We start from the raw sequence: 25,314 nt of genomic DNA, 5'->3' as shown, positions 1-25,314 counted from the left end.
ATCATTCCCATCCGGAGCAGGATGAGCGCCCGTTCCATTGGCGGCCTCATCCATGACGTTTGCGGTTGGCGTTCTCAACGCAGTGCCGAGCGTGCAGTTATGCGAGCTGCTGGGCCGCATCGGCTACGGCTTTGTGGTGCTTGATCTGGAGCACGTGCTGCGCGCGCCGGACGACCTGGAACACGCCATCCGCGCCTGCGAGCTGTCCGGCTGCGAAGCCTGGGTGCGGGTGCCGGAAGTGGACGAAAAACTGATCGGCCGGGTGCTGGATGCCGGCGCACGCGGGATCGTGATTCCGCGCGCCGAATCGGCCACGCAACTGGCTGATGCCATCGCCGCGGCGCGGTTTCCGCCGCTGGGCCGGCGCGGCATCACCGGCGGGCGCGTCACCGGCTTCGGCACTGTCGACCTGCCCACCTACATCGCGCAGGCCAATGACGGCATCCGCATCGTGCCGATGATCGAAAGTGCCGCCGGCATTGCGGCGCTACCGGAGATGCTGGCCGTGCCCGGTGTGGCGCTGGTGATGGAAGGCGCACTGGATCTTGCGCTGGATCTGGGCCTGGGTCCGCAGCCGACCCATCCACGGGTGTGGGCGCTGCTGCTGCAACTGCATGCGCACTGCGTTGCGGCCGACGTGCCGTTCTGCCCCAATCCGCGCACCGATGCGCAGCGCGCGCACTGGCTGCAACAACCGGACCTGCGCTGGCTGCTTGCCGGCGAAGACCGCGCGCTGGTTCAACGCGCCCTGCGCGCTCATCTGGCCACTTTCGCCGCCCCTACTCCACCACCCGCCCGCAGGAGCACGCCGTAGATGTCGACGTTCCGTTTCCACGCACTGACCATCGCCATCGCTGCGGCCACGTTGCCCCTGCCGCAGCTGGCAGTTGCCGTCGAGTCGCCGGATGCGGCGGCCACCGATGCGCAACCGCCGATCCGCGCACTGGACACGATCCAGGTGCAAGGCAGCCTGCTCGGGCGCTCCAGGCCCGACGACGTGCAGCGCTATGCCGGCAGCCGGCAGGTGATCGACCGCGAACAACTGCGCAATGGCGGCAACCGCTCGCTGGACGATGCACTGCAGCGCGTGCCGGGCATCAAGATCTTCGACGAGACCGGCACCGGCGCGTTGCCGCAGCTGATGCTGCGCGGTCTGTACGAGAGCCGCAGCGGGCGTGTGCAGGTGCTGGAAGACGGCATTCCGCTGGCACTGGCGCCGTACGGGCAGACCAGCCTGTCGTTGTTCCCGGTGGGGCTGAATCAGATCGACCGTATCGATATCGTGCGCGGTGGCGCGGCCGTGCAGTACGGGCCGAACAACGTGGGCGGCGTGATCAACCTGGTCAGCAAGGAGATCCCCAGCCAGTGGAGCACCACGCTGGCGCACAAGGTCACCGCCGGCGGCCAGGGCCAGTTCCTGCAGGACAGCGCGCTCAGCAGCGGCGGCTACCTCAGCGACAATTTCGGCCTGCAGGTCGATGCCAATCGCACCTACGGCGAGTACTGGCGCGCACACAGCGATACCGACATCAGCAATCTGCGCGTGCGTGCGGAGTGGTGGCTGGACGACACCAAGTTGCTCAAGGCCAGCGTGCAGCGCTATCTGGTGGACATGGACCTGGCCGGCGCACTCAGCCCGGACGATTACCGGCGCGATCCGCGCCAGTCCACGCGCCCATTGGACAGCTTCAACGGGCGTACCACGCGTGCGTCGCTGAGCTATGAGCAACTGCTTGGAGACTGGGGGCCGCTGCAGGATGTGCGGTTGTCCTGGACCAACTTCAGCGCGCGCAGCAGCCGCAACTTCATCGTCGGCATGCGCCAGGCCGCCACCGAAACCTGGCGTTCGGACCTGCCGCCGCAACTACGCCAGACCGCACCGCGCGACTTCCGCGTGGCCGGCAGCGAGCCGCGCCTGAGCTGGACCATGGGCGATGCCGGTGGCGTGCGCCAGCAGTGGACTGCCGGCGTGCGTGCGGTGCACGAGGACATCGATTTTTTGGTCGGCAATCTGCGCCTGCGCGATGGCCTGTTCACCAGCGTGCGCGACTGGCAGTTCGAAGACCGCGCCCTGGCCGCCTACGTCAGCAACGCGATCACCCTGCCCGACGAACGCCTGACCATCACCCCGGGCCTGCGCTATGAGCGGCTGGATTCGCGCTACTTCAATCGCGCCACCGGCCTGCGCACGCGCAACCAGACCCGCGATGTATTGCCGGGGTTGACGCTGGGTTTCCAGGCCAACGAACAATGGTTCTTCTATGCGGACGGGCAACGTTCGCTGCGCGCGCCGCAGGTCACCCAGATCATCTTCGGCAACAACCTGGATGCCGAACTGGCGTGGAATTACGAAGCCGGCACGCGCTACCAGCCCAACGACCGCACCCGCATCCAGCTCGGTGCGTATCTGATCGACTTCGACCAGCAGATCCAGCTGGACAACACCACGCGCGTGTTCCGCAACCTCGGCAAGACCCGCCATCAGGGCGGCGAGCTGGAACTGCAATGGAGCCCGCAAAACCTGCGTGCGCTCACCCTCAACGCCGGTTATGCGTATCTGGATGCCAGCCAGGAGTCGGGCGCGTTCCGCGGGCTGCGCGTGCCCTACACCTCGCGCAACCAGATCACCCTGGGCGGCAACTACACGCTCGGTCACACCACTGTCGCACTGTCGAGCTACTACTTCAGCAAGGCCTACAGCGATGCCGCCAACACCGTGCAGGAGAACGCCATCGCCTCGGTCGGCGAGCTGCCGTCGTACTGGGTCTGGAACACGCAGGTGAGCCATACCCTGTTCGAACGCGATGGACAAAAATTCAGCGCGTCGCTGGCGATCAACAACCTGTTCGATCGGCAGTACTGGTTCCGCGGTGTGGATACCAGCCCGTGGGGCCGCCAGGCCGCACCGTCGCGCACCGTCACCGCCGGGCTGGAATACACGTTTTAGGCCTTCCACCCGGCACATGCCGTCGCGACCGACGTACAGGGGCGTCGGTCGCCTGACGGCAACGGCGCTCGCGCTGGCGCGCGCCGCAGACATGACTGCGTGCATGAGGCACGCATCCCTGCCGCAGCATGCGGCATGCGATCACCGTATCGCAGGCCACCCACCGCCATCGCGGCGCCAGGCAGCCCGTTTCAGTACCGGTTTTTCCACCGTCCTGTTGAACGAGAGCTGCCATGACTGCGACATCCGCTGCACCGTTGGTGATCCTCACCCATGTCTGCCATCCGGCCATCACCGAGGGCTTCCTGCCGGCCGCGCATGCGCTCGGCCTGCCGGTATGGCTGCTGACCGATCACCGACTCGATCACCTGAGCCATTTCCGCGAGCACCCCGCGCATGCGCCGCAGCGGGTGATCGAATGCGATGTGTTCAACCCGCTCGGCGTGCTGGATGCGTTGCACGACGCCGATGTGTCACCGCGCGCAGTGTTCAGCAACAGCGATCATCTGCAGACCAGCACGGCGCTGGTCGCAGCGGGTCTTGGCCTGCCCGGCAAGGACTGGCAGGTCTGTTACGCGGCCAAGAACAAGGCGGCGATGCGTCAGCGCCTGCGCGCGCATGGACTGCCATCACCGTGGTTCTGCACGCTGGCGCCGGGTGCGGCGTTGCCGGCCGGCATTCCGTGGCCGGTGGTGGCCAAGCCGCGCGAGGGCGTGGCCAGTGTGGATGTGCGCCACTGCGCAGACGCCGCACAGTTGCAGGCCTATCTGGACGATGTGTGGCAGCGCCATCCGCAGCGCACCGTGCTGCTGGAAGGCATGCTGGAAGGGGCGCTGTTCACGCTGGAAACGCTGGGCGACGGCCGCACCCTGCAGGCGCTGGGCGGCTTCCAGGTGCGGCTGTCGCCGCCGCCGCATTTCGTGGAATGCGAGGCGCAGTGGGATGCCCGCGTGGACACGCCGGTGATTGCGCAGGCGCTGCAACAGCTGCGCAGCTTCGGTGTCGGCTTCGGGTTGTGCCATAGCGAATTCATCCTCACCAATGACGGCCCGGTGCTGGTGGAGATCAACTACCGCAGCATCGGCGACCGCCGCGAATTCCTGCTCGACGACATGTTCGGCAGGCAGTGGTTCACCGCCGCGCTGGCACCGCACCTGGGCCTGCCGCTGCCGCAGCTGCGCTGCGATCGCGCCCATGCCTTGCTGCGTTACTACGTGGCCGAGCAGGACGGCGAGCTGGTGGCCGCCAGCGAAGACCGCCGCCACCACGATGCGCACAGCGACGTGCACTACCGGCGCATGCGTGCGCCCGGCGAGCGCATCCGCCTGAGCCATTCCAACAAGGATTACCTGGGTGTGCTGAGCGCAGTAGCCAGCGATGCACAGGCGCTGCAACAGGCGGTGGTGCATGCCGAAGCGGGACTGCAATGGCGGATCGATGGCGCGGAGCTGCGCGCATGAGCAGCGCCGCCGACCAGCGCTACATCGCCACCCGCATCATCGATGCCTGCCTGCGCGAGGACCTGCGCGGGATCGCCTCGCGCGGCAGCGCCGCCACACCCGAGGCAAGCGTGCTGGCGGCATGGACCGACCCCAGCCCGGTGGAGGGCTGGTGGCGCATCGCACACCTGCCCGCTGGCACGCTGTGGTTGCCGATCCATCGGCAGGGCTATCTGCAGGACATCGGTGCCTGCGGCGACAGCTGGATCGTGCAGAGCGCCGATGGCACGCATGTCGAACGCGGTGCGCAGGCCTGGCTGCAGCGCATCAGCGCGCAACTGGACGTGGAGACGCAACAGCTGCATCGCGCCTATGCCGAAGAAGCCGAGTGCGCCGCCGCCCACCTGGGCCTGGCGCGGCAGGCCTTCGATGCCCAGGCACCTGCGTTGCTCAACGCATTGCAGCATCCGGATGCAGCCGAGCGTGCGTATCGCTGCGATCAACTGGCCAGCTACCGCGACCATCCGTTCTATCCGACCGCACGCGCCAAGGCCGGGCTGGAGGCCTCGGAACTGCGCGATTACGCGCCCGAGTTCGCGCCCAGCTTCGCGCTGCGCTGGCTGGCGATTCCGCGGGCGCAGGTCAGCTGCACCGGCGCCGCGCCGGACGAGCTGTGGCCGGACTTCGCCACGCTGGGCCTGGCACCCGAACTGGCCGACACGCACGTTGCCTGGCCGGTGCATCCGCTGGTGTGGGCGCGGCTGGAGCAGGATGGGTTTGCGTTGCCGGCGGGCAGCCTGCGCGCGCCGCAGGCCTGGCTGCAGGTGCGCCCCAGCCTGTCGGTGCGCACGCTGGTGCCACTGCAGCATCCGCAGTTGCATCTCAAGCTGCCGATCCCGATGCGCACGCTGGGCGCGCTCAACCTGCGCCTGATCAAACCCTCCACGCTGTACGACGGTCACTGGCTGGAGCGCGCACTGCGCCGCATCGATGTGCGGGATCCGGCGTTGCGCGGCCGCTGCGTGTTCGTGGACGAATCGCTCGGCGGGCACGTGGGACAGGCGCGTCACCTGGCCTATCTGCTGCGGCGCTACCCACCGCTGGACGACGCCACGCTGGTGCCGGTGGCCGCGCTGTGCGCGCTGTTGCCGGACGGCCGGCCGATGGCGATCCATCTGGCCGAGCGCTTTGCGCACGGCGATGTGCTCGGCTGGTGGCGCGAGTACACCGAGCTGATGCTGGCGGTGCATCTGCGCCTGTGGCTGCGCTACGGCATCGCGCTGGAAGCCAATCAGCAGAACAGCGTGCTGGTGTATGCCGATGGCCAGGCGACGCGGCTGCTGATGAAGGACAACGACGCCGCGCGCATCGCACTGCCGCAACTGCGCGCACAGCTGCCGGATCTGGACGCGTTGGGCCCCCTGCACGATGCGCGCATCGCGGTCGACGAGCCGCATGCCCTGGCGCGGATGTTCTGCACCATTGTGCTGCAGCTGGACCTGCAGGCGGTGCTGGAAGGCCTGGCCGAGTGGCAGCCCGCGCTGCGCGCGCCGCTGTACGCGCAGTTGCAGACGCAGTTTGCAGCGACGCTGGCGCAGCTGGACCGCGACGGCATGGACACCGGCCCCGCACGCCGCCTGCTGGCCGCACCGCGGCTGCCGGTGAAGTACCTGCTCAGTGCCGGCAGCCTGCTCAGCAAACAGCTCACCGGTGCGAGCGACATCAACAAGTTCTACGGCGATAGCGCGCCCAATCCCTTCGGCGCCGCCTTCGCCGGCGCACAGCAGATGCCGCGCCAACAGGCGGGTGCCCCGCGATGAAGCGCATCCTGGGCCCGGTGCTGGCAGCGCATTACCTGGCCGCCTTCACCGCACTGGGCATGCCGTTGTTTCTGCCGCAGGTGCTGGCCGAACTGGCGCCTTCGGCGGCGGTTGGCTGGAGCGGCGTGCTGTACGTATTGCCGACGCTGTGCACCGCGTTGACGGCCGGCACCTGGGGACGCCTGGCCGACCGCTATGGACGCAAACGTTCGTTGCTGCGTGCGCAGCTGGGCCTGGCGCTGGGCTTTGCGATCGCCGGCTTTGCGCCGTCGCTGAGCTGGCTGGTGATCGGCCTGATCGTGCAAGGCACCTGCGGCGGCTCGCTGGCGGCGGCCAATGCGTACCTGGCCAGCCAGCCGCAGGCCGGCCCGCTGGCGCGCGCGCTCGACTGGACGCAGTACTCGGCACGCCTGGCGATGGTCAGCGCGCCGGCGTTGCTGGGCCTGGCAGTGGCGCTTGGCCCGGCGCAGTCGCTGTATCGCGCGCTTGCGCTGCTGCCGCTGCTGGCGTTCGCGCTGACCTGGCGCCTGCCGGCCGACCGGCCTGCGGTGCGGCCGGCAGCGTCCCCTGCGCGGTCAACACCCTCCGCAGACGCTGCCGCGTCGCTGTCGGCGTCAGCACGGACCGCCACGACGGCCAGCGCCCTGTGGCCTGCGTTGCTGGTCGCGCAGTTCCTGTTCTGCTTCGCGATGGTGGTGACCTTCCCCTACTTCATCCCGTATGCGCTGGCGCGCGGTGCCGGCCACGATGCGCTGGCCGGCCTGCTCTACAGCCTGCCGCATCTGGTCTACCTGGTGGTGCTGCCGTGGTGGCGGCGCGGCGATGGCGACGCCTGGCTGGTGCCCGGCCTGGTGCTGTTTGCGGTGGCCTGCCTGTGGCAGGCGCTGTTGCACGACGCCGTCGCATTGGCAGCGGCGCGGCTGTTGTTCGGCCTGGGCATGTTGTTCGGCCTGCGCGGGCTCAACCGCCGCCTGGCGCAGGTTGCCAGCGGGCATGGCGCCGGGCGCCTGTTCGGCCGCTTCGACGCCTGCGGCAAATGGGCCGGCGTGTTTGCCGGTGCCGCTGCCGGCGCGCTGACCCAGGCGGCCGGCCCCGCCACCCCCTTCCTGGCTGCCGCGCTGGCTGCGGCGGCTGCTGCGCTCACCGTCCTGGTGCGCTTCCCTTCGAGGAGATCGACCGATGTCGCCGCACACGATGCATGACCCCTGGTACGACAGCATGGCCGACGCGCAGGCCTGCAGTTGCTGGTTGAACTGCTACCTGCGCGAGTTCGCGATTCCGCAACGCGCCGTGGACTTCGATTACCGCGGCCTGGATCGCCCCGGCCCGCGCGTGGCCGAGCAGCGCTGGCTGCGGATCGATCTGGGCGATGCCGGTGTGCTGTGCGTGCGCATTGCCTACGCCGATCGCCTGGGCCGCTGCCGCTTTGCCTCCACGCCGTTCCTCAAGGGCGCGGGCCAACCGTGGCAGAGCCTGGACGCGCATGCCCTGGCGCGCTGCCTGCTGCGGGCGCTGGGCAGCGCGCAGACGGTCAATCCGGAACTGCTCGCGCAAAGCGCCAACAGCGTGGCGGTCACCGCTGCGTTATTGAGACAGGCGCACCGCACCGCGCCGACCGGCGAGGCGATGATCGACGCCGAACAATCGATGCTGTGGGGGCATGCCCTGCATCCCACGCCCAAGAGCCGCGAAGGCGTCGACCTGGCGCAGGTGCTGGCCTGCGCGCCGGAAGCGCGCGCCGCGTTCCAGCTGTTCTGGTTCCGCATCGACCCACGGCTGCTGCGCATGCAGGGCCGCGATGTGCGCGCGAGCCTGCGCCGGCTCTCCGGCGACGACGACCTGTATCCCTGCCACCCGTGGGAAGCGCAGCGCCTGCTCGACGATCCGTTGCTGCGCACCCTGCAGGGGCGCGGCCTGATCACGCCGGTCGGTGCGCTGGGCGACGCCCTGCGGCCCACCTCGTCGGTGCGCACGCTGTATCACCCGGAGCTGGACTATTTCCTCAAGTGCTCAGTGCATGTGCGCTTGACCAACTGCGTGCGCAAGAACGCCTGGTACGAGCTGGAAAGTGCGGTCGCGCTGACCGAGCTGCTGGCGCCGAGCTGGCGTGCGTTGGCAGCGCAGGTGCCGGGCTTCGACGTGATGCTGGAGCCTGCGGCGACCTCGCTGGAGATCGCCCAGGTCGATCCCGCCCTGCACGATGCCGACCCGTTGGCGGCGCGTGGCCTGTCGGAGAGCTTCGGCATCCTGTATCGGCAGACCCTGACTGCCGCGCAGCGGGTGCGGTGGCAGCCGCAGGTGGCCGCGGCCTTGTTCACCTGCGATGCGCAGGGCAACAGCGTGTGTGCGTCCAGACTGCAGGCGTTGGGTGGCGCGCAGCTGGATCGCCACACCGCCACGCTGCTGTGGTTCCGCGCCTATGCAGGCCTGCTGCTGGATGGCGCATGGAGCGCGCTGTTCCAGCACGGCATTGCGCTGGAACCGCATCTGCAGAACACCGTGATCGGGTTTGCCGATGGCTGGCCGACGCGGGTGTGGATCCGCGACCTGGAAGGCACCAAGCTGCTCGCGCACCACTGGCCCGCCACGCGCTTGCAGGGCGTGGGCGAACGCGCGCGCCAATCGCTGTACTACACGCCGGAACAGGGCTGGAATCGCGTGGCGTACTGCGCGCTGGTCAACAATCTGGCCGAGGCGATCTTCCACCTGAGCGAAGGCGATGCCGTGCTGGACGCGCGCCTGTGGCAGTGCGTGGGCGAGCTCGCCGCGCGCTGGCAGCAGCGCCATGGCGCGCAGGCCGCGCTGCAGGGCCTGCTCGAGGGCGCGTCGCTGCCCGGCAAGAACAACCTGGGCACGCGGCTGTGGCAACGCGCCGACCGCCAATCCGACTACACCGCGCTGCCCAACCCGATTCCATGCAGCGCGGCGACACGGCGGGTGGCGGCATGAGCCTGCGCATCGATGGTGACGCAGTGATGCAGGCATTGCCGGGCATCCGCAACCAAAGCGATGGCCCGCTGTGCGCCTACGTCTACGACCTGGCCGCTCTGGATGCACACGCGGCATGGATGCGCGCGCAACTGCCCGAAGCGTGCGAACTATTCTACGCGGCAAAGGCCAATGCAGAGCCACCGATCCTGCAAACGCTCGCCCCGCACGTGGATGGCTTCGAGGCGGCCTCCGGCGGCGAACTGGCCTGGCTGCATCGGCAACAGCCCCAGGCCGCGTTGTTGTTCGGCGGCCCGGGCAAGCTCGATGCCGAACTGGCCCAGGCCGCCGCACTGCCCGACTGCACCGTGCATGTGGAAAGCCTGGGCGAACTGGAACGCCTGGCCGCGATCGCGGCGCAGGCCGGCCGCTGCGTGCCGGTGTTCCTGCGCATGAACATCGCCGTGGCCGGTGCGCAGAGCACGCGCCTGATGATGGGCGGGCAGCCCTCGCCGTTTGGCCTGGACCCGGACGATCTGGATGCGGCGATCCAGCGCCTGCGGGCCAGCCCCTCGCTGCGGCTGGAGGGCTTCCATTTCCACCTGATGTCGCACCAGCGCGACGCCGGCGCGCAGCTGCATCTGATCGCCGCCTACCTGCGCACCGTGCAGCAGTGGCGGCAACGCTATGGGCTCGGCCCGTTGCGGGTGAATGCAGGCGGCGGCTTCGGGGTGGATTATCTGGCGCCGGAATCGTCGTTCGACTGGGCCGGCTTTTGCGCCGGCCTGCCTGCCTTGCTGCGTGAACATGGCCAGGCGCTGCGCCTGCGGCTGGAGCCCGGCCGCTATGTCAGCGCCAGCTGCGGCTGGTACCTGATGGACGTGCTGGACCTCAAGCGCAGCCACGGCGCGTGGTTTGCGATCGCCCGCGGCGGCACCCATCACTTCCGCACCCCGGCCGCGCAGGGGCACGATCACCCGTTCCGTGTGCTGCGTGGCGCGCATGCCCCGGTGCTGCGCGACACCCCGGTCACCCTGGTCGGGCAGCTGTGCACGCCCAAGGACGTGCTGGCGCGCAACCAGCACGTCGCCGCGCTGGCACCGGGCGACTGCCTGGCCTTCCCGCTGGCCGGCGCATATGCCTGGAATATTTCGCACCAGCAGTTCCTGATGCATCCGCCGCCGCAGATGGTGTTCCTGCCGGCGGCGGCTCAGGCGGCGGCAACGGCGTCGGTCGAAGGCTGGACCGGCACGCGGATGTCTGCACGCAACGCTGCCTCTGCCACTGCTTCCGGGTCGTCAAGGTAGAGGTAATGCAGCGGCGCGGCGCGCAAGACGTAGCCGCTGTGTGGTAACCATTGCGCGAGCAGAAGGTCCAGTGCGTCTTCGATACCGGCATACGCACCGATGTGTCGCAACACCGCATGCGTGCCGCCGTCGAGCCGGCGCAGTTGCAGCGGCGCGGGCGGTGCCAGGGCAGCGTCGAAGACCATGCCGCATTCGAACAGGTGCCGGTGCGCCGGCATGTCGCGGTGGTCGCTGAGCGGCAGGCCGATCAAGGACTGCAGGTGCGCGATCGCACCGACCCGCTCGGCCCAGGCCGCGATGCGGCCGAAGCCACGGTCCAGGTCGTCGAAGGCGCCACGCTGGCGTAGCACCACCACTTCCAGCGGATCGAGCACCTGCACCAGCACCTGCAGGGGCGCGCCGGACACCTGCGGCGGCACCGAGGGCCTGGCCAGCTGCTGCAGTTTCTGCGCGCGCACGGCGGGCGCGTTGCGCAAGCTGCTCGGGCTGGCCTGCAGCACGGTGCGAAACGCGCGTGCCAGCGCCTGCGGGGTGTGATAGCCCACCGCCAGCGCCACCTCGGTGACCGATGTCGCCTGCTCGCCCAGCAGATGCAGCGCATGACTCAGGCGCAGCCGCGCGATGGTCTGCCCCAGGGTTTCGCCGGCCAGTGCGCGATAGACCCGATGAAAATGATGCGGCGATTGCTGCGCCACTGCCGCCAGTGCGGCCAGGTCCGGCAGCGGTTCGCCGGCGCGGATGCTGGCCTGCAGATGGGCGACGACGCGCTCGACGCTGCGCTGGCGGTTGAAGACGACCGAGGTGGCTGCTGGCATGGGCGGTTCCTGATGGGCGGCCCCAGCATCGCGCAGATCGGCACCGCCTGCGGTCCCGATCTTGCGCAGTGTCGGTGGCGCGCCCGGGCGCAGACAACGCGCCGCAGGCGTCCACGTTGAACGGCCTGGCTGCGGCGCGTGCGCCGGATGCACGTCACCGTCGATAGGCGGTGCGGCCCTGCCAGGAACATCCCGTATGCTCAGCTCGCTTACGGCGCCAGGGCCCGGAAGCGCCCCAGCGCGGCGCCGTCGGCGCGATCGATGTCGGCCGCCGACGGGCCCTGCCAGTGGCCGAAGGGGTACCTGCGCAACCGCGGATCCGGCTGCAGCGGCAGCGCACGTGCGCTGGCCAGTTCGATGACGAACAAGGCACAGCGCTACAGCGTCGAGGCGACCACCGCGCCCCATGCGCCGTCGGCGGTGGCCGCGCGCAGTTGCTGCCAGCCCGGTGCAGTGAGCGGGTCGTCGAGCTGGCCACGGTCGTTGCGCTGACCGGTGTCGCCGTCGCGCAGCACGCCGATCTACGCACTCATGCGTCGGACACGCCGGCCTCGGCAAAGGTGGCCATGCCGTTGTGCAAGGCGCAGGCATGGCGCAGCAGCGGAATCGCTACCGCTGCGCCGCTGGCCTCGCCCAGGCGTAGATCCAGCTGCAGCAGCGGTTCGGCGTCGAGTGCGCGCAGCAAGGCGGCATGGCCGCGCTCCTGCGAGCAATGCCCGAACAGCAGCCATTCGCGCACGCCGCCATTGAGATGGGTGGCGACCAGCGCTGCGGCGGTGCTGATGAAGCCATCCACCAGCACCGGAATCCCGGCCTGCGCCGCGGCGATGTAGGCGCCGACCAACGCGGCGATCTCGAAGCCGCCCAACCGGCGCAGCCGCTCCAGCGCGGTGGAGGCATCGGCATGCAGGGCCAGCGCACGGGTGATCACGGTGGCCTTGTGGGCGATGCCCTCGGCATCCAGCCCGGTACCGGCACCGGCCATCGCCTGCGGAAACTGCGACAGCAGCGCGCAGCCCAGCGCCGCGGCCGAGGTGGTGTTGCCGATGCCCATTTCGCCACCGACAAACAGCTGCGTGTCGCAACTTCTTGCCTGCGCAACGCTTTCGGCGCCTGCGGCCAGTGCATCGCGCAACTGGGTGGAGGTCATCGCCGGTTGCTCGCAGATGTTGGCGCTGGCCGGCGCGATCCAGGCACGCCGCACCCGCGGCAACTCGCCCGGGTCGTTGACCACGCCCAGGTTCACCACTTCCAGGCGTGCACCGAGTTCGCGCGCCAGCACCGCGATGGCGGCGCCGCCCCGGGCGAAATTACGCACCATCTCGCCGGTGACCGCCTGCGGAAACGCAGACACGCCTTCTGCGGCGACCCCGTGGTCGGCGGCATATACCGCGATCCAGACCCGCTGCACGGTGGGATGCTCGTTGCGCTGCCAGGCCGCCAGTTGCACCGCCAGCTGTTCCAGCCGGCCCAGCGCGCCGGGCGGCTTGGTCAGTTGTTCCTGCCGCGCCAGCGCAGCCGCGCACGCGCGCGTCCGGCATCGCGCAGGCACCATGGATCCAATCGCTTGTCACACCACCTCTCCCTTCAGAACCATCGGCAACCTGCCACCACCAGCACCACAGGCTCGCACTGTAGCGCCAATGCCTGGTGCAGCCGGCCGGCCTGATCGACAAATCGACGCGTCAGTTCGCCCAGCGGCACGCTGCCCTGCCCCACCCGGTTGCTGACCGGCATGAGCCGCCACGGCAGTTGCGGCAGGGTGGCGAGCAGGGCCTCGCGCCTGCGTACGAATCTGGCACTGCGTGTCTTCCAGGACCCGCGTCGGTGCCCGGCGCGTGAGGCCGCTCAGCGGCCATGGCCGGTGCAACAGCCGCGCTTACTGCGCGGCTTGATAGCGCAGGGTCAGCAGATAATTGCGCCCCGGCTGCGCATACCAGCGTGCGGTTTCGTACTGGCGGTCGAACACGTTGTTGGCGGTGAGCCAGACCTTCCAGTCGGCAGTCACTGCATAGCTCACGCGCAGATCCAGCAAGCCGTAACCGGCCAGGCGCTCGGTGTTGGCCAGATCGTCGAACCGCTTGCCGGAGCCGAACAGGCTCGCGCCGACGCCGAATGCCCCGAAGCTGCGGTCTGCATCGATGCGCCCGCTCTGCCGCGCACGCCGCGGCAGCCAGTTGCCTTGATTGATGCCGCCATCGGCTTCCGGCTGCAGCCAGGTCAAGGCACTGCGCACGGTCCAGCCAGCCAGCTCGGTGTCGTAGCCGGCTTCCACGCCGCGGATGCGCGCCCGGTCGATGTTGTTCGGCTGCCCGAACGGATGCGCCGCATCCACCAGCGCCGCGTCGTAGGCGATCAGGTCGTCGATGCGGGTCTGGAACGCGCGCAGCGTCCAGGTGCCCCAGTCGTAGCTGCCGCGCAGGCCGAGCTCGGCGCTTCGGGAGGTTTCCGGCCCCAGCAACGGATTGCCGAAATCAGGGTAGTACAACTCGTTGAAGGTCGGCGCCTTGAACGCGGTGCCGTAGCTGGCGGTCAGGCGCAGGTGCTCGGCAACATCCCAGCCCCACAGCAGGCTGCCGGTGGTCTTGCCGCCGAACTGGCTGTTGTCGTTGCGGCGCAGGCTGGCCTGCACCGACTGCGTACTGAAACTTTGCTGCCACTGCGCGAATGCGGCGCGGTCGATGCGGCTGTCGGCATTGTACGTGTCGCTGCTGGCGATGGCATCGCGCTGCCAGTCGAAGCCGACCGTGAGCAGGCCCGCACCGGCAGCGATATCGGCCTGCAACGCGCCCTGCTTGCGGCGGGTGTCATAGGTGGACACATACGCACCGTCGTAATACGCATCGCTGAAGTCGGAACTGCTGCCGACGCTGGCGGTGAGCTTGAGCGCATCGGTGGGCGCATAACGCACGCGGCCGCCGACCGCCTGCTGCACGCCCTTGGACAGGTTGCCGCCGAAAGCCGAGCCGTCGTATTCGTTGCGGCTCTGCGCGCGCAGGCCGTGCACGTCGGCATCCCACTGGCGATTGAAGCGCCAGCCGCCCTGCACGCTCACCGAATCGTTGCGGTAGCCATCGCGATCCGGATCGTAGTCGCTGGAGCTGGTGTCCAGATACGCGTTGATGCCATCGGTTTCGTCATGCACCGCGTTGGCCGAATACCAGCCACCGCTTTCGCTCAGATCGCCTTCACTGCGCCCGGCCACGCCCGCGCTGTAGCGGCGCGCGTTGTCGCTGCCGGCCGCCGCGCTGAAGGTCGGCACGAAGCGGCCTTGCGGGCGGCGGGTAAAGATCTGGATCACCCCGCCCAGCGCGTCGGAACCGTACAGGCTGGAGAACGGGCCACGCACGATTTCGATGCGCTCGATCTGCTCGATCGGCACGTCCTGCAACGCCGCGCCGCCCGAGGTGGCCGAGCCGATGCGCACGCCATCGATCAACACCACCACCTGGTCGGATTCGGTGCCGCGCAGGAACAGCGAGGTCGGCTTGCCCGGGCCGCCGTTGTTGGCCAGCGCCACGCCGGCCTCGCCACGCAGCAGGTCCTGCAGTGAGTTGACTTGGCGATGCTCGATCTGCGCGCGGTCAATCACCGTGACCGGCGCCAGCGTCTGGTCCTGGGTCTGCGCAGTGCGCGAGGCGGTGACCACGACCTGGTCGAGATCGATGGCAGCCTCGGCGTGGACCAGGTGGGCCACGCACAGCGACAGCCCTGCGGCCAGCACCGCACGGCGCGGCAAAACGGAAGAAAGGGACATCGACTGCTGCTCCTGGAACCGCGCCTACCCGCGCGGGGGCAATGGGGCGGCAGGCAGCAACGGGCCAGGCGTCCAACGCGCAGCGCCAGACGAGCAAGGCCACGCCCACCGCGTGCCGGTTCAATCCCTCAGGCCGGTCTCCGGGCTCGCGAGTGGAAGCCTGCGCCTCCGATGCCGCGCCTTCCCATGCGACTGCACAGTGGCGTAATGCGGCATCTGACCTCGCCCACCGTTGCGGGGGCAGCTCCGGCATTGCAGCTCGCCAAGGCGATCTACGCACCGGATTCCCGTTTAAACAACCGCAACCGCGGCAGTCACCTCAGGGGCGCGCATGGTAGCAGGATTGGCCAGGGGCACCGGCGCGCTCTGGCAACAGGCCAGGCGCCGCGCATCGGCATGCCCCAAATCCAGCCACGCGTCGGTGGGATGCTCGAATTTCCCAGGGTATGGAAGCAACGTGCGGAGGCGGCAGCGCGGGCGCACCAAGGCGCAGGTGAAGCTGGCGCGCAACCCGTGCATTGGTGCCCAACAGTAACGGGAGCTTCAAATCACGCGTTGCCGGCTTGTTCAAGGTTCCCAGGGCATGGAAGCGACGTGCCGAGGCGGCAGCGTGGCCGGGGATTGGCGGAGAGCGGCACACGGATGTGCCGCGGCGGCGAGTCAGACAGGATGTCTGACCGAGCCGAGGAGCCAGTCCCCGGCCGCGCTGCCGCCCCTACCGAAGCCAGTACCCACAGGCATCGTGCATCGCCGTACCCACTCCCACTCCCACTCCCACTCCGCGCCCCGGCCCGCGCCAGCAGCGCGGGCGCACCAAGGCGCAGGTGAAGCTGGCAAGCAGCCCGTGCCTTGGTGCCCCGAAGAGAGCGAGGCTCTGCATTCCTGCACATAAAGGCGGGCGTACAACCTCATGCTCCCTGCAGCGCCTGCTCCAGATCGGCCAGCAGATCGTCGATGTGCTCGATGCCGATCGACAGCCGCACGGTGTCTTCACTGACGCCGGCATGTTCCAGCTCGGCCGGGCCCAGCTGACGGTGCGTGGTCGATGCCGGATGCGTGGCCAGCGACTTCGCATCGCCGATGTTCACCAGCCGCGTGAACAATTGCAGCGCATCCAGAAAACGCGCGCCTGCCGCACGACCGCCGGGCAGGCCGAAGGTCAGCACGCCCGAGCCATGCCCGCCCAGATACTTCTGCGCCAATGCATGCTCCGGATGATCCGGCAGCGCGGCGTAATTGACCCAGGCAACCCGCGCGTGCTGCTGTAGATAGGTTGCTATTGCCAGCGTGTTGGCATTGATGCGCTCCATCCGTAGCGGCAGCGTTTCGATGCCTTGCAGGATCAGGAACGCATTGAACGGCGACAACGCCGCGCCGGTATTGCGCAGCGGCACCACGCGCGCACGGCCGATGTACGCGGCATCGCCCAGCGCTTCGGTGTACACCACGCCGTGATAGCTCACATCCGGCTCGTTGAGGCGTGGAAACCGCTGCTTGTGCGCCGCCCACGGGAAGCGCCCGCTGTCCACGATCGCCCCGCCGATGCTGTTGCCATGGCCGCCCAGATACTTGGTCAGCGAATGCACCACGATGTCGGCACCGAACTCGATCGGGCGCAGCAGCGACGGCGTGGCCACGGTGTTGTCCACGATCAGCGGCACGCCGTGCGCGTGCGCCACTGCCGCCACCGCCTCGATATCGGTGATGTTGCCGCGCGGGTTGCCGATCGACTCGACGAACACCGCCTTGGTGCGTTCATCGATCAAGCCGGCAAACGCCTGCGGATCGCGATAGTCGGCAAAGCGCGTGCCGATGCCGAACTGCGGCAAGGTATGCGCGAACAGATTGTAGGTGCCGCCATACAACGCACTGGAGGAGACGATGTTGTCGCCGGCCTCGGCAATGGTCTGGATCGCATAGGTCACCGCGGCCTGCCCCGACGCCAGCGCCAACGCGCCGATGCCGCCTTCCAGCGCAGCCACGCGCTGCTCCAGCACGGCGTTGGTCGGATTCATGATGCGGCTGTAGATATTGCCCTGCACCTTGAGGTCGAACAGGTCCGCGCCATGCTGGGTATCGTCGAATGCGTAGGCGACGGTCTGGTAGATCGGCACCGCCACTGCACGCGTGGTGGGATCGGGCGTATAGCCGCCGTGCACGGCGATGGTTTCGGGCTTCCACTGCGGATCGGTCATGGCGCGGCTCGCTCGGACAGGAGTGCCGACCATAGCCGGCCTTGCGCGCGTGTCTGCAAACCAGCGGTGATGACCTTATGCCACCACGTTGTGAGCACAACGATGCGCCGCATGTGCCATCCACATCACGCAAACGGGCACTGCCTGCGCAGTGCCCGTTGCTTGCTTCAAACGCAACCAGCGATGCGGCGCACAACCGATGCCGGCTCTCAGCCCTTGGTGAACACCAGGCGCCCACCTTCGGCACGCACGCGCACGGTGTCGCCACCGAGGTAATGCCCCGACAGGATCTGCTGGGCCAGCGGGTTTTCCACCTGCGACTGGATCGCGCGCTTGAGCGGGCGCGCGCCATACACCGGGTCGAAACCGACATTGCCCAGCAATTCCAGCGCCGCATCGTCCAGGTCCAGCTTGAGGCCGCGCTCGGACAGGCGTTTTTCCAGCCCATGCAACTGGATGCGCGCGATCGACTTGATCTGCGCCTTGTCCAGCGGATGGAACACCACGATGTCGTCCAGCCGGTTGATGAACTCCGGGCGGAAATGCGCCTGCACCACGCCCATCACCGCCGCCTTCATCTGCGTGTAGGCCTCGGCGCTGCCGTCGCCGGACAGCTCCTGGATCTGGTGCGAGCCCAGGTTGGAGGTCATCACGATGACGGTATTGCGGAAGTCCACCGTGCGGCCCTGGCCATCGGTGAGGCGGCCGTCGTCGAGCACCTGCAGCAGGATGTTGAAGACATCGGCATGCGCCTTTTCCACCTCGTCCAGCAGGATGAGCGAATACGGACGCCGACGCACCGCCTCGGTGAGGTAGCCGCCTTCCTCGTAGCCCACGTAGCCCGGGGGCGCACCGATCAGGCGCGACACCGAATGCTTCTCCATGAACTCGCTCATGTCGATGCGGATCATTGCCTCGGTGCTGTCGAACAGGAAGTCCGCCAGCGCCTTGCACAACTCGGTCTTGCCTACGCCGGTGGGACCTAAGAACAGGAACGAGCCGCTCGGGCGATTGGGATCGGACAGGCCGGCGCGCGAACGCCGCACCGCGTCGGACACGACCTTGATCGCCTCGTTCTGCCCGACCACGCGCTGATGCAGTTCCTCTTCCATGCGCAGCAGCTTGTCGCGCTCGCCTTCGAGCATCTTGTTGACCGGAATGCCGGTCCAGCGCGACACCACCTCGGCGATTTCCTCGGCGGTGACGCGGTCCTGCACCAGCTTGAAGTCGTGGTGTTCGACCTCGTTGGCCAGCGCCATCTGCTTTTCCAGCTGCGGCAGCACGCCGTACTGGATCTCGCTCATCTTGGCGTAGTCCTGGCGCCGTTGCGCCGCTTCCAGTTCCAGCTTGGCGTGCTCGATCTGCTCCTTGACCTTGGTGGTGCCCTGCAACGCGGCCTTTTCCGACTTCCACAACTCGTTGAGGTCGTAGAACTCGCGCTCGAGCTTGTCGATGTCGGTTTCCAGATCGGCCAGGCGCTGACGCGAAGCGTCGTCCTTTTCCTTCTTCAGCATCTCGCGCTGGATCTTGAGCTGGATCAGGCGGCGCTCCAGGCGGTCGAGCTCTTCCGGCTTGGAGTCGATCTCCATGCGGATGCGCGAGGCTGCCTCGTCCATCAAATCGATGGCCTTGTCCGGCAGCTGGCGGTCGGTGATGTAGCGGTTGGACAGGGTGGCGGCGGCGACGATCGCCGGGTCGGTGATCTCCACGCCGTGATGCACCGCGTAGCGTTCCTTCAGCCCACGCAGGATCGCGATGGTGTCCTCCACCGTCGGTTCGCCCACGAACACTTTCTGGAAGCGCCGCTCCAGCGCAGCGTCCTTCTCGATGTACTTGCGGTATTCGTCCAGCGTGGTGGCGCCGATGCAGTGCAGCTCGCCACGCGCCAGCGCCGGCTTGAGCATGTTGCCGGCGTCCATCGCGCCATCGGCCTTGCCGGCGCCGACCATGGTGTGCAGCTCGTCGATGAACAGGATGATCTGGCCCTCGTTCTTGGACAGATCGCTGAGCACCGCCTTCAGGCGTTCTTCGAACTCGCCGCGGAACTTGGCGCCGGCAATCAACGCGCCCATGTCCAGCGACAGCACGCGCTTGCCGCGCAGGCCTTCGGGCACTTCGCCGTTGATGATGCGCTGGGCCAGGCCCTCGACAATGGCGGTCTTGCCCACGCCCGGTTCGCCGATCAGCACCGGGTTGTTCTTGGTGCGCCGCTGCAACACCTGGATGGTGCGGCGGATTTCTTCGTCGCGGCCGATCACCGGATCGAGCTTGCCGCTCTCCGCGCGCGCAGTCAGGTCGATGGTGTATTTTTCCAGCGCCTGGCGTTGTTCCTCGGCGTTTTCCGACTGCACGGTCTCGCCGCCGCGCAGCTTGTCGATGGCCGCTTCGATCTTCTTCTTGTCGCCGCCTGCCGCGCGCAGCGCCACGCCCAGCGGGCTGGCATCGTCGGCGGCGGCCAGCACGAACCACTCGCTGGCGATGAACGCATCGCCATGTTGCTGGGACAGCTTGTCGGTCTGGTTGAGCAGGCGGTTGAGATCGTTGCCGATCGACAGGTTGCCTTCCTGCCCGGAAACCTTGGGCAGCGTGTCCAGCGCCTCGCCCAGCCGCTCGCGCAGCAGCGGCACGTTGACGCCGGCCTGCGACAGCAGCGGGCGCGTGCTGCCGCCGCTCTGGTCGAGCAGCGCGGCCAGCACGTGCACCGGCTCGATGATGTTGTGGTCGCGGCCCACGGCCAGCGACTGCGCGTCGGCCAGCGCCTGCTGGAACCGCGAGGTGAGCTTGTCCATCCGCATGGGGAGAATCCTCTGAACTGGTGGCCGGCAACGCCGACAATACCGTGCAGATGCGGCTGCTGTGCGGCGTTTCAAGGTGTGGCGGCTGCGCAGGCGCCGATGCGGGGCACCAGGACCGGCTCCTATCCGTGGCATGGGCTGCGCGCTGCGGGCTCGCACAGTGGCCTGAGCGACCCAGGCCCACCGGCAAACCGTCAGATGATCCGCCGGAGAGACAAAGGTGCAGGCATGGCACCCTCCTGCTCCACAGCAGGAGTCTCCGCGCCCGCTGGCGCCACCACGTCCGGCGTCCGCAGCAGGCGCGCCAGCACCTGCGCCTGGATTGCCGCCAGGGCCGGCGCGCCGGGTGCACGCGGATGCGGGACCGGCACCGGCAGATCCAGGCCGACCTGGCCGTGTTCGATCAGCACGATGCGATCGGCCAGCGCACTGGCCTCGGCCACGTCGTGGGTCACCAGCACCAGGGTGAAGCCATGCTGCCGCCACAACTGCACGATCAGCTGCTGCATCTCGATGCGCGTCAACGCATCCAGCGCGCCCAGCGGTTCGTCCAGCAGCAACAGCCGCGGCCGATGCACCAGCGCACGCGCCAGGGCCACGCGCTGGCGCTGGCCGCCGGACAGCGTCGCCGGCCAGTCGCCGCCACGCGTGCCCAGCCCCACCGCGTCCAGCGCCACCTGTGCCTGCGCACGCCCGGCACGCCCCAGGCCCAGCGCCACGTTGTCGATCACGCGCTTCCACGGCAGCAGCCGCGCGTCCTGGAACATCAGCCGCACCGCGTCGCGCTGCGCCGCCAGCGCGGCATGACCGCTGTCGACGGTGCCGGTATCGGCCGTCTCCAGCCCGGCGATCACCCGCAGCAAGGTGCTCTTGCCGCAGCCGCTGCGCCCGACCACCGCCACACATGCGCCAGGTGCGACGTCCAGGTCGATGTCGCGCAACACGGCGCTGTCGCCGTAGCGCTTGCCGATGCCGCGCAAGTGCAGCGGCAGGCCGGTCTCGGTCGCGCTCATCGGCGCAGCTCCGCACGTTGTTGCTGCGCCGGATGCCAGCCCAGCCACCAGGCTTCCAGTCCGCGTGCGGCCAGATCGGCCAGCTTGCCGAGCAGTGCATACAACACGATGGCGACCACCACGATGTCGGTCTGCAGAAACTCGCGCGCGTTGGTCGCCAGATAGCCGATACCGGAACTGGCGGAAATGGTTTCGGCCACGATCAGGGTCAGCCACATCAGCCCCAACGCAAAGCGCAAGCCGACCAGGATCGACGGCAATGCCCCGGGCCACAACACATCGACGAACAGCTGCGGCCCGCGCAAGCCGTAGTTGCGCGCCATCTCGATCAAGGCCGGGTCCACGCTGCGGATGCCGTGGTAGGTATTGAGGTAGATCGGGAAGAACGTGCCCAATGCCACCAGGAACAGCTTGGCGCCCTCGTCGATGCCGAACCACAGGATCACCAGCGGAATCAGCGCCAGATGCGGCACGTTGCGCAGCATCTGCAGGCTGCTGTCGAGCAGGCGCTCGGCCACCCGCGACACGCCGGTCAGCAGGCCCAGCGCAAAGCCGATGCTGCCGCCGATGGCCAGGCCCACGGCCGCCCGCCAGCTGCTGATGGCCAGGTGTTGCCACAACTCGCCGGTTTGTACCAACGTCACTGCGGCACGCAATACCGCATCCGGTGCGGGCAGGATGCGCTGCGGCAACCAGCCGCCGGAGGCCGCGACCTGCCAGGCCACCAGCAAGGTCAGCGGCAACACCCAGGGCACCAGTGCATTGCCCAGACGCTGCAGGCGGCTACGCATCGCGCAACCGCGGTGTCGTGGCGGGGCCTCGGCGCGACGGCGCGCAGCTGCCCGTTGCCGATGTCCGGCACGCGTCCGCACCTGCGCGTGTGCTGCGGCTTGCGCGCATCACTTGCCCCCCGCCGGCTTGCCCGCCGTTTGCGCGGCCGCCGCCGCGGGCGCACGCCATACCGCCGGCGCCACCAGCACGCGTTTGGGCAACAGGCGCTGCGCGTAGAACAGATCGGCTGTGGCCTGCTGCGCCTTGACGACCTCGGCGCTGAGCGGCTGCACGCTGGCCGGCGGGCGGTGCGTCAGCGTGCGCTCGACCACCGCGGGCGACAGCCCGCTGACCTGCGCCAGCACCTTGATGCTGCCGGCGCGGTCGCGCTCCAGCAAGCCATCGGCCTGGTTGAGCGCGCCCATCACCTGCTGCACGAACGGGCCCCAGGCGGTGGCGTAACGGCGCGAGGACAGGAAGAACCCACCAGTCAGCCCCAGCCCTTCGCCATTCGCGAGCAGGCGTGCGCTGCCATCCAGCGTCAGTGCCGAATACCACGGGTCCCAGATCGCCCAGGCATCCACCTGCCCGGCGGCGAACGCCGCACGTGCATTGGCCGGCGACAGATACAACGGCGTGATGTCGCGCATGCCCAGGCCGGACTTGGCCAACAGGCGCAACAACAGGTTGTGCGCACTGGAGCCTTTCTGGAAGGCAACCCGCTTGCCCTTGAGGTCGGCCACACGCCGCAGCGAGCTGCTGGCCGGCACCAGGATGGTCTCGGCCTTGGGCGTGGGCGGCACCCAGCCCACGTACAGCAGGTCGGCACCGGCGGCCTGCGCGAACAGCGGCGGAATGTCACCGGCACCGCCCAGGTCGATGCTGCCTACGTTCAGGGCTTCCAGCAGCTGCGGGCCGGCCGGGAACTCTACCCAGCTGATCCTGGTGCGCGGGAAGCGCTGCTCCAGCAACCGATGCTGCTTGGCCAGCACCAGGCTGGACACCGCTTTCTGATAGCCGATACGCAGCTGCGCCGGCTCGGCGGCCGTTGCGGGTTGCAGCCACGCGATGCCGAACAACAGCAACGCAGCAAACAAAAAACGGTAGCGCATCGGCGTGTTCCTCATTGCCAGTCGGTGGACGGTTTTTCCCAGAGGTTCACGCCCCCCTCGACCGCAAAGCGATCGATCTCGGCCAGCTCTTCCGCACTGAACTCGGGCGTCTGCAAGGCCGCGACGTTTTCGATCAACTGCTCCGGGCGGCTGGCGCCCAGCAATGCCGAGCTCACCCGCCGGTCGCGCAGCACCCAGGCCAAGGCCAGCTGCGCCAGACTCTGTCCACGCCGCTGCGCGATCGCCTCCAGCCCGCGTGCGCGTTGCAGGTTGTCCTCGGACAGATGTTCCGGCCGCAGCGAGTCGCCACCAGGCCGGTTCACCCGCGCATCGCCGGGCACGCCATTGAGGTACTTGCCGGTCAACAGGCCCTGCGCCAGCGGCGTGAAGGCGATGACGCCGGCGCCGACCTCCTCGGTTGCATCGAACAATTCGTGCTCGGCCCAGCGATTGAACAGGTTGTAGGCCGGCTGATGGATCAGCAACGGCACCTTCCACTGGCGCAACAACGCGGCGATTTCGCGCGTGCGCGCCGCCGAGTACGACGACACGCCCACATACAGCGCCTTGCCCTGCTGCACCGCGCTGGCCAATGCGCCAGCGGTCTCTTCCAGCGGCGTGTCCGCATCGAAGCGGTGCGAGTAGAAGATGTCCACGTAGTCCACGCCCAGGCGTTGCAGGCTCTGGTCCAGGCTGGACAGCAGGTACTTGCGCGAACTGCCGCCCTGCCCGTACGGGCCCGGCCACATGTCCCAGCCGGCCTTGGTGGAGAGGATCAATTCATCGCGATACGGCCTGAAGTCCTCACGCAGCAGGCGGCCGAAGTTGATTTCCGCGCTGCCATACGGCGGGCCGTAGTTGTTGGCCAGATCGAAATGGGTGATGCCCAGGTCGAAAGCAGTACGCAGCAATGCGCGCTGCGTGTCGATCGGCGTGCTGTCGCCGAAGTTGTGCCACAGGCCCAGCGACAGCGCAGGCAGGACAAGACCGCTGCGGCCGACACGGCGGTAGGCGATACGGTCGTAACGATCGGGATGTGCGAGATAGGTCATCAGGGTATCCGGTGAGTCAGCGTGCGCTGAAGCGATTGACGGGGCGTGCCAGCCCCAGATGATCGCGCAAGGTGCGCCCGGCATATTCACGCCGGAACAGTCCACGCCGCTGCAGCTCGGGCACCACGTGCGTGGCCACATCGGCCAGGCCGCCGGGCAGATGGGGTACCAGCACGTTGAAGCCGTCGGCGGCGCCCTGCTCGAACCAGGCCTGCAGCTCGTCGGCAATCTGCGTGGGCGTGCCGATCAGGCTGTAATGCCCGCGCCCGCCTGCGATGCGCCGGCCAAGCTGGGCAATGCTCAGTTGCTCCTGCCCGGCCAGCTCGGTGAACAACTGCTGGCGACTGCGTTGCCCGGTTTCGGTGAGCGGCAACTCCGGCAACGGGCCATCGGGCGGATAGCCGGACAGGTCGAAATTGCCCAGCATGCGCGACAGCAGCGCGATGCCGACCTCCGGCTCCACCAGCGCCTGGAACTGCTCGAACTTTTCCTGCGCCTCGGCCTGGCTCTGCCCGACCACGATGAACACACCCGGCATCACCTTCAACGCATCGCGCGAACGCCCGAACTGTTCCAGCCGCCCCTTGATGTCGGCATAGAACGCCTGCGCCTTGGCCAGCGACGATTGCGCGGTGAACACCACCTCGGCCGTTTCCGCCGCCAGCGCGCGCCCGGGCTCGGACGAGCCGGCCTGCACCAGCACCGGATGCCCCTGCGGCGCACGCGCGATGTTGAGCGGGCCGCGGACCTGGAAGTGCGCGCCGCGATGGTCCAGCACATGCAACCGCGCCGGATCGTAGTGCATGCCGGCGGCGGTATCGGCGATGAAGGCATCGTCGTCCCAGCTGTCCCACAGCCCCGCGACCACCTGCTGGAATTCGCGCGCCCGCGCATAGCGCTCGGCATGCACGTAATGCGCGTCGCGGTTGAAGTTCAATGCTTCGTCGGCGGCATCGGAAGTGACCAGATTCCAGCCGGCACGCCCGCCGGACAGATGGTCCAGCGAGGCGAACTTGCGCGCCACGTGGTACGGCTCGTTGTAGCTGGTGGTCATGGTGGCAATCAGGCCGATACGCTCGCTCACCACCGCCAACGCGCTCAGCAGCGTGAGCGGCTCGAACAGGCTGGAGCGCGCCATCCGCGATGCCACCGGCCCACCGGCCGCAGCCAGGCTGTCGGCGACGAACACCGCATCGAACCGGGCGGCCTCGGCGATGCGCACCATCTCACGGTAATGATCGAACACCAGCGGATCGGCACTGGCCTGCGGGTGCCGCCACGCGGCCACGTGATGGCCGGTGGCCATCAGGAACGCCCCGAGCGAGAGCTGTCGTGCGGCGCTCATCGCAGTCCACCGCGCGTC

The 25,314-nt window shown here is 68.4% G+C and carries 16 protein-coding genes, 3 pseudogenes and 1 riboswitch; of the genes and pseudogenes, 7 read left to right on the top strand and 12 right to left on the bottom strand.

All coding sequences use genetic code 11. The features are described from left to right. Positions 1 to 52: 52 nt before the first annotated feature. The 7 genes from EO174_RS01925 to EO174_RS01895 all read left to right on the top strand — a co-directional run bounded on the left by EO174_RS01925 (position 53) and on the right by EO174_RS01895 (position 10,441). Positions 53 to 814, top strand: a complete 762-nt coding sequence (locus tag EO174_RS01925) for an aldolase/citrate lyase family protein (RefSeq protein ID WP_126941873.1) — start codon at positions 53 to 55, stop codon at positions 812 to 814. Next, entirely contained in the window at positions 815 to 2,947 is a 2,133-nt protein-coding gene (locus EO174_RS01920) for a TonB-dependent siderophore receptor (protein ID WP_126941871.1), read from the top strand. It begins immediately after the preceding gene. 233 nt (positions 2,948 to 3,180) lie between these two features. Further along, a complete protein-coding gene (locus EO174_RS01915; protein ID WP_126941869.1) occupies positions 3,181 to 4,407 on the top strand; it encodes a siderophore biosynthesis protein PvsA in 1,227 nt (408 codons plus the stop codon). Further along, positions 4,404 to 6,206 (top strand): IucA/IucC family protein, encoded by a 1,803-nt coding sequence (locus EO174_RS01910; protein WP_126941867.1) that lies wholly within the window; start codon positions 4,404 to 4,406, stop codon positions 6,204 to 6,206. Before EO174_RS01915 ends, EO174_RS01910 begins: the two co-directional genes overlap by 4 nt. Next, positions 6,203 to 7,408, top strand: coding sequence for an MFS transporter (locus EO174_RS01905; protein WP_126941865.1), 1,206 nt, complete (start codon positions 6,203 to 6,205; stop codon positions 7,406 to 7,408). The genes EO174_RS01910 and EO174_RS01905 overlap by 4 nt, the downstream gene beginning before the upstream one ends. Next, on the top strand, positions 7,386 to 9,155 hold the full coding sequence (locus EO174_RS01900; RefSeq protein ID WP_126941863.1) for an IucA/IucC family protein: 1,770 nt from the start codon (positions 7,386 to 7,388) through the stop codon (positions 9,153 to 9,155). Before EO174_RS01905 ends, EO174_RS01900 begins: the two co-directional genes overlap by 23 nt. Further along, complete coding sequence (locus EO174_RS01895; RefSeq protein ID WP_126941861.1) at positions 9,152 to 10,441, top strand: type III PLP-dependent enzyme; 1,290 nt, start codon at positions 9,152 to 9,154, stop codon at positions 10,439 to 10,441. The genes EO174_RS01900 and EO174_RS01895 overlap by 4 nt, the downstream gene beginning before the upstream one ends. On the opposite strand, the gene EO174_RS01890 is transcribed toward EO174_RS01895, so the two are convergent. The 12 genes and pseudogenes from EO174_RS01890 to EO174_RS01830 all read right to left on the bottom strand — a co-directional run bounded on the left by EO174_RS01890 (position 10,345) and on the right by EO174_RS01830 (position 25,296). Continuing rightward, on the bottom strand, positions 10,345 to 11,256 hold the full coding sequence (locus EO174_RS01890; protein ID WP_241239964.1) for a GyrI-like domain-containing protein: 912 nt from the start codon (positions 11,254 to 11,256) through the stop codon (positions 10,345 to 10,347). The two genes, EO174_RS01895 and EO174_RS01890, sit on opposite strands and share 97 nt — an antisense overlap. Positions 11,257 to 11,477: 221 nt before the next feature. After that, positions 11,478 to 11,777 (bottom strand): annotated as a pseudogene (locus EO174_RS01885) (histidine phosphatase family protein); the annotation flags it as partial. Between the two features lie 8 nt (positions 11,778 to 11,785). Beyond that, a pseudogene (gene cobT, locus EO174_RS01880) lies at positions 11,786 to 12,830 on the bottom strand (nicotinate-nucleotide--dimethylbenzimidazole phosphoribosyltransferase). Then, positions 12,827 to 13,038: pseudogene (locus tag EO174_RS01875) on the bottom strand (bifunctional adenosylcobinamide kinase/adenosylcobinamide-phosphate guanylyltransferase); the annotation flags it as partial. The pseudogenes cobT and EO174_RS01875, both read right to left, overlap by 4 nt. A 97-nt stretch (positions 13,039 to 13,135) precedes the next feature. Next, entirely contained in the window at positions 13,136 to 15,013 is a 1,878-nt protein-coding gene (gene btuB, locus EO174_RS01870; RefSeq protein WP_126941856.1) for a TonB-dependent vitamin B12 receptor, read from the bottom strand. A gap of 113 nt (positions 15,014 to 15,126) precedes the next feature. Further along, positions 15,127 to 15,350: riboswitch (cobalamin riboswitch) on the bottom strand. 571 nt (positions 15,351 to 15,921) lie between these two features. Next, complete coding sequence (locus EO174_RS01860) at positions 15,922 to 17,208, bottom strand: aminotransferase class I/II-fold pyridoxal phosphate-dependent enzyme (RefSeq protein ID WP_104583622.1); 1,287 nt, start codon at positions 17,206 to 17,208, stop codon at positions 15,922 to 15,924. 209 nt (positions 17,209 to 17,417) lie between these two features. Further along, positions 17,418 to 20,003 (bottom strand): ATP-dependent chaperone ClpB, encoded by a 2,586-nt coding sequence (gene clpB, locus EO174_RS01855; RefSeq protein ID WP_126941854.1) that lies wholly within the window; start codon positions 20,001 to 20,003, stop codon positions 17,418 to 17,420. A 194-nt stretch (positions 20,004 to 20,197) separates the two neighbouring features. Next, complete coding sequence (locus tag EO174_RS01850) at positions 20,198 to 21,016, bottom strand: ATP-binding cassette domain-containing protein (protein WP_126941852.1); 819 nt, start codon at positions 21,014 to 21,016, stop codon at positions 20,198 to 20,200. Further along, positions 21,013 to 21,807 (bottom strand): aliphatic sulfonate ABC transporter permease SsuC, encoded by a 795-nt coding sequence (gene ssuC, locus EO174_RS01845; RefSeq protein WP_126941850.1) that lies wholly within the window; start codon positions 21,805 to 21,807, stop codon positions 21,013 to 21,015. Before ssuC ends, EO174_RS01850 begins: the two co-directional genes overlap by 4 nt. Positions 21,808 to 21,915: 108 nt before the next feature. Next, complete coding sequence (locus EO174_RS01840; protein WP_126941848.1) at positions 21,916 to 22,899, bottom strand: aliphatic sulfonate ABC transporter substrate-binding protein; 984 nt, start codon at positions 22,897 to 22,899, stop codon at positions 21,916 to 21,918. 11 nt (positions 22,900 to 22,910) lie between these two features. After that, positions 22,911 to 23,951, bottom strand: a complete 1,041-nt coding sequence (mgrA, locus tag EO174_RS01835; RefSeq protein WP_126941846.1) for an L-glyceraldehyde 3-phosphate reductase — start codon at positions 23,949 to 23,951, stop codon at positions 22,911 to 22,913. Positions 23,952 to 23,967: 16 nt separating this feature from the next. After that, positions 23,968 to 25,296, bottom strand: coding sequence for an LLM class flavin-dependent oxidoreductase (locus EO174_RS01830; RefSeq protein WP_126941844.1), 1,329 nt, complete (start codon positions 25,294 to 25,296; stop codon positions 23,968 to 23,970). Positions 25,297 to 25,314: the final 18 nt, after the last annotated feature.

The sequence above is a fragment of the Xanthomonas sp. BRIP62418 genome (assembly GCF_003993495.1).
GTDB lineage: Bacteria > Pseudomonadota > Gammaproteobacteria > Xanthomonadales > Xanthomonadaceae > Xanthomonas > Xanthomonas euroxanthea.
This window is presented reverse-complemented; position numbering and strand designations above follow the sequence as displayed.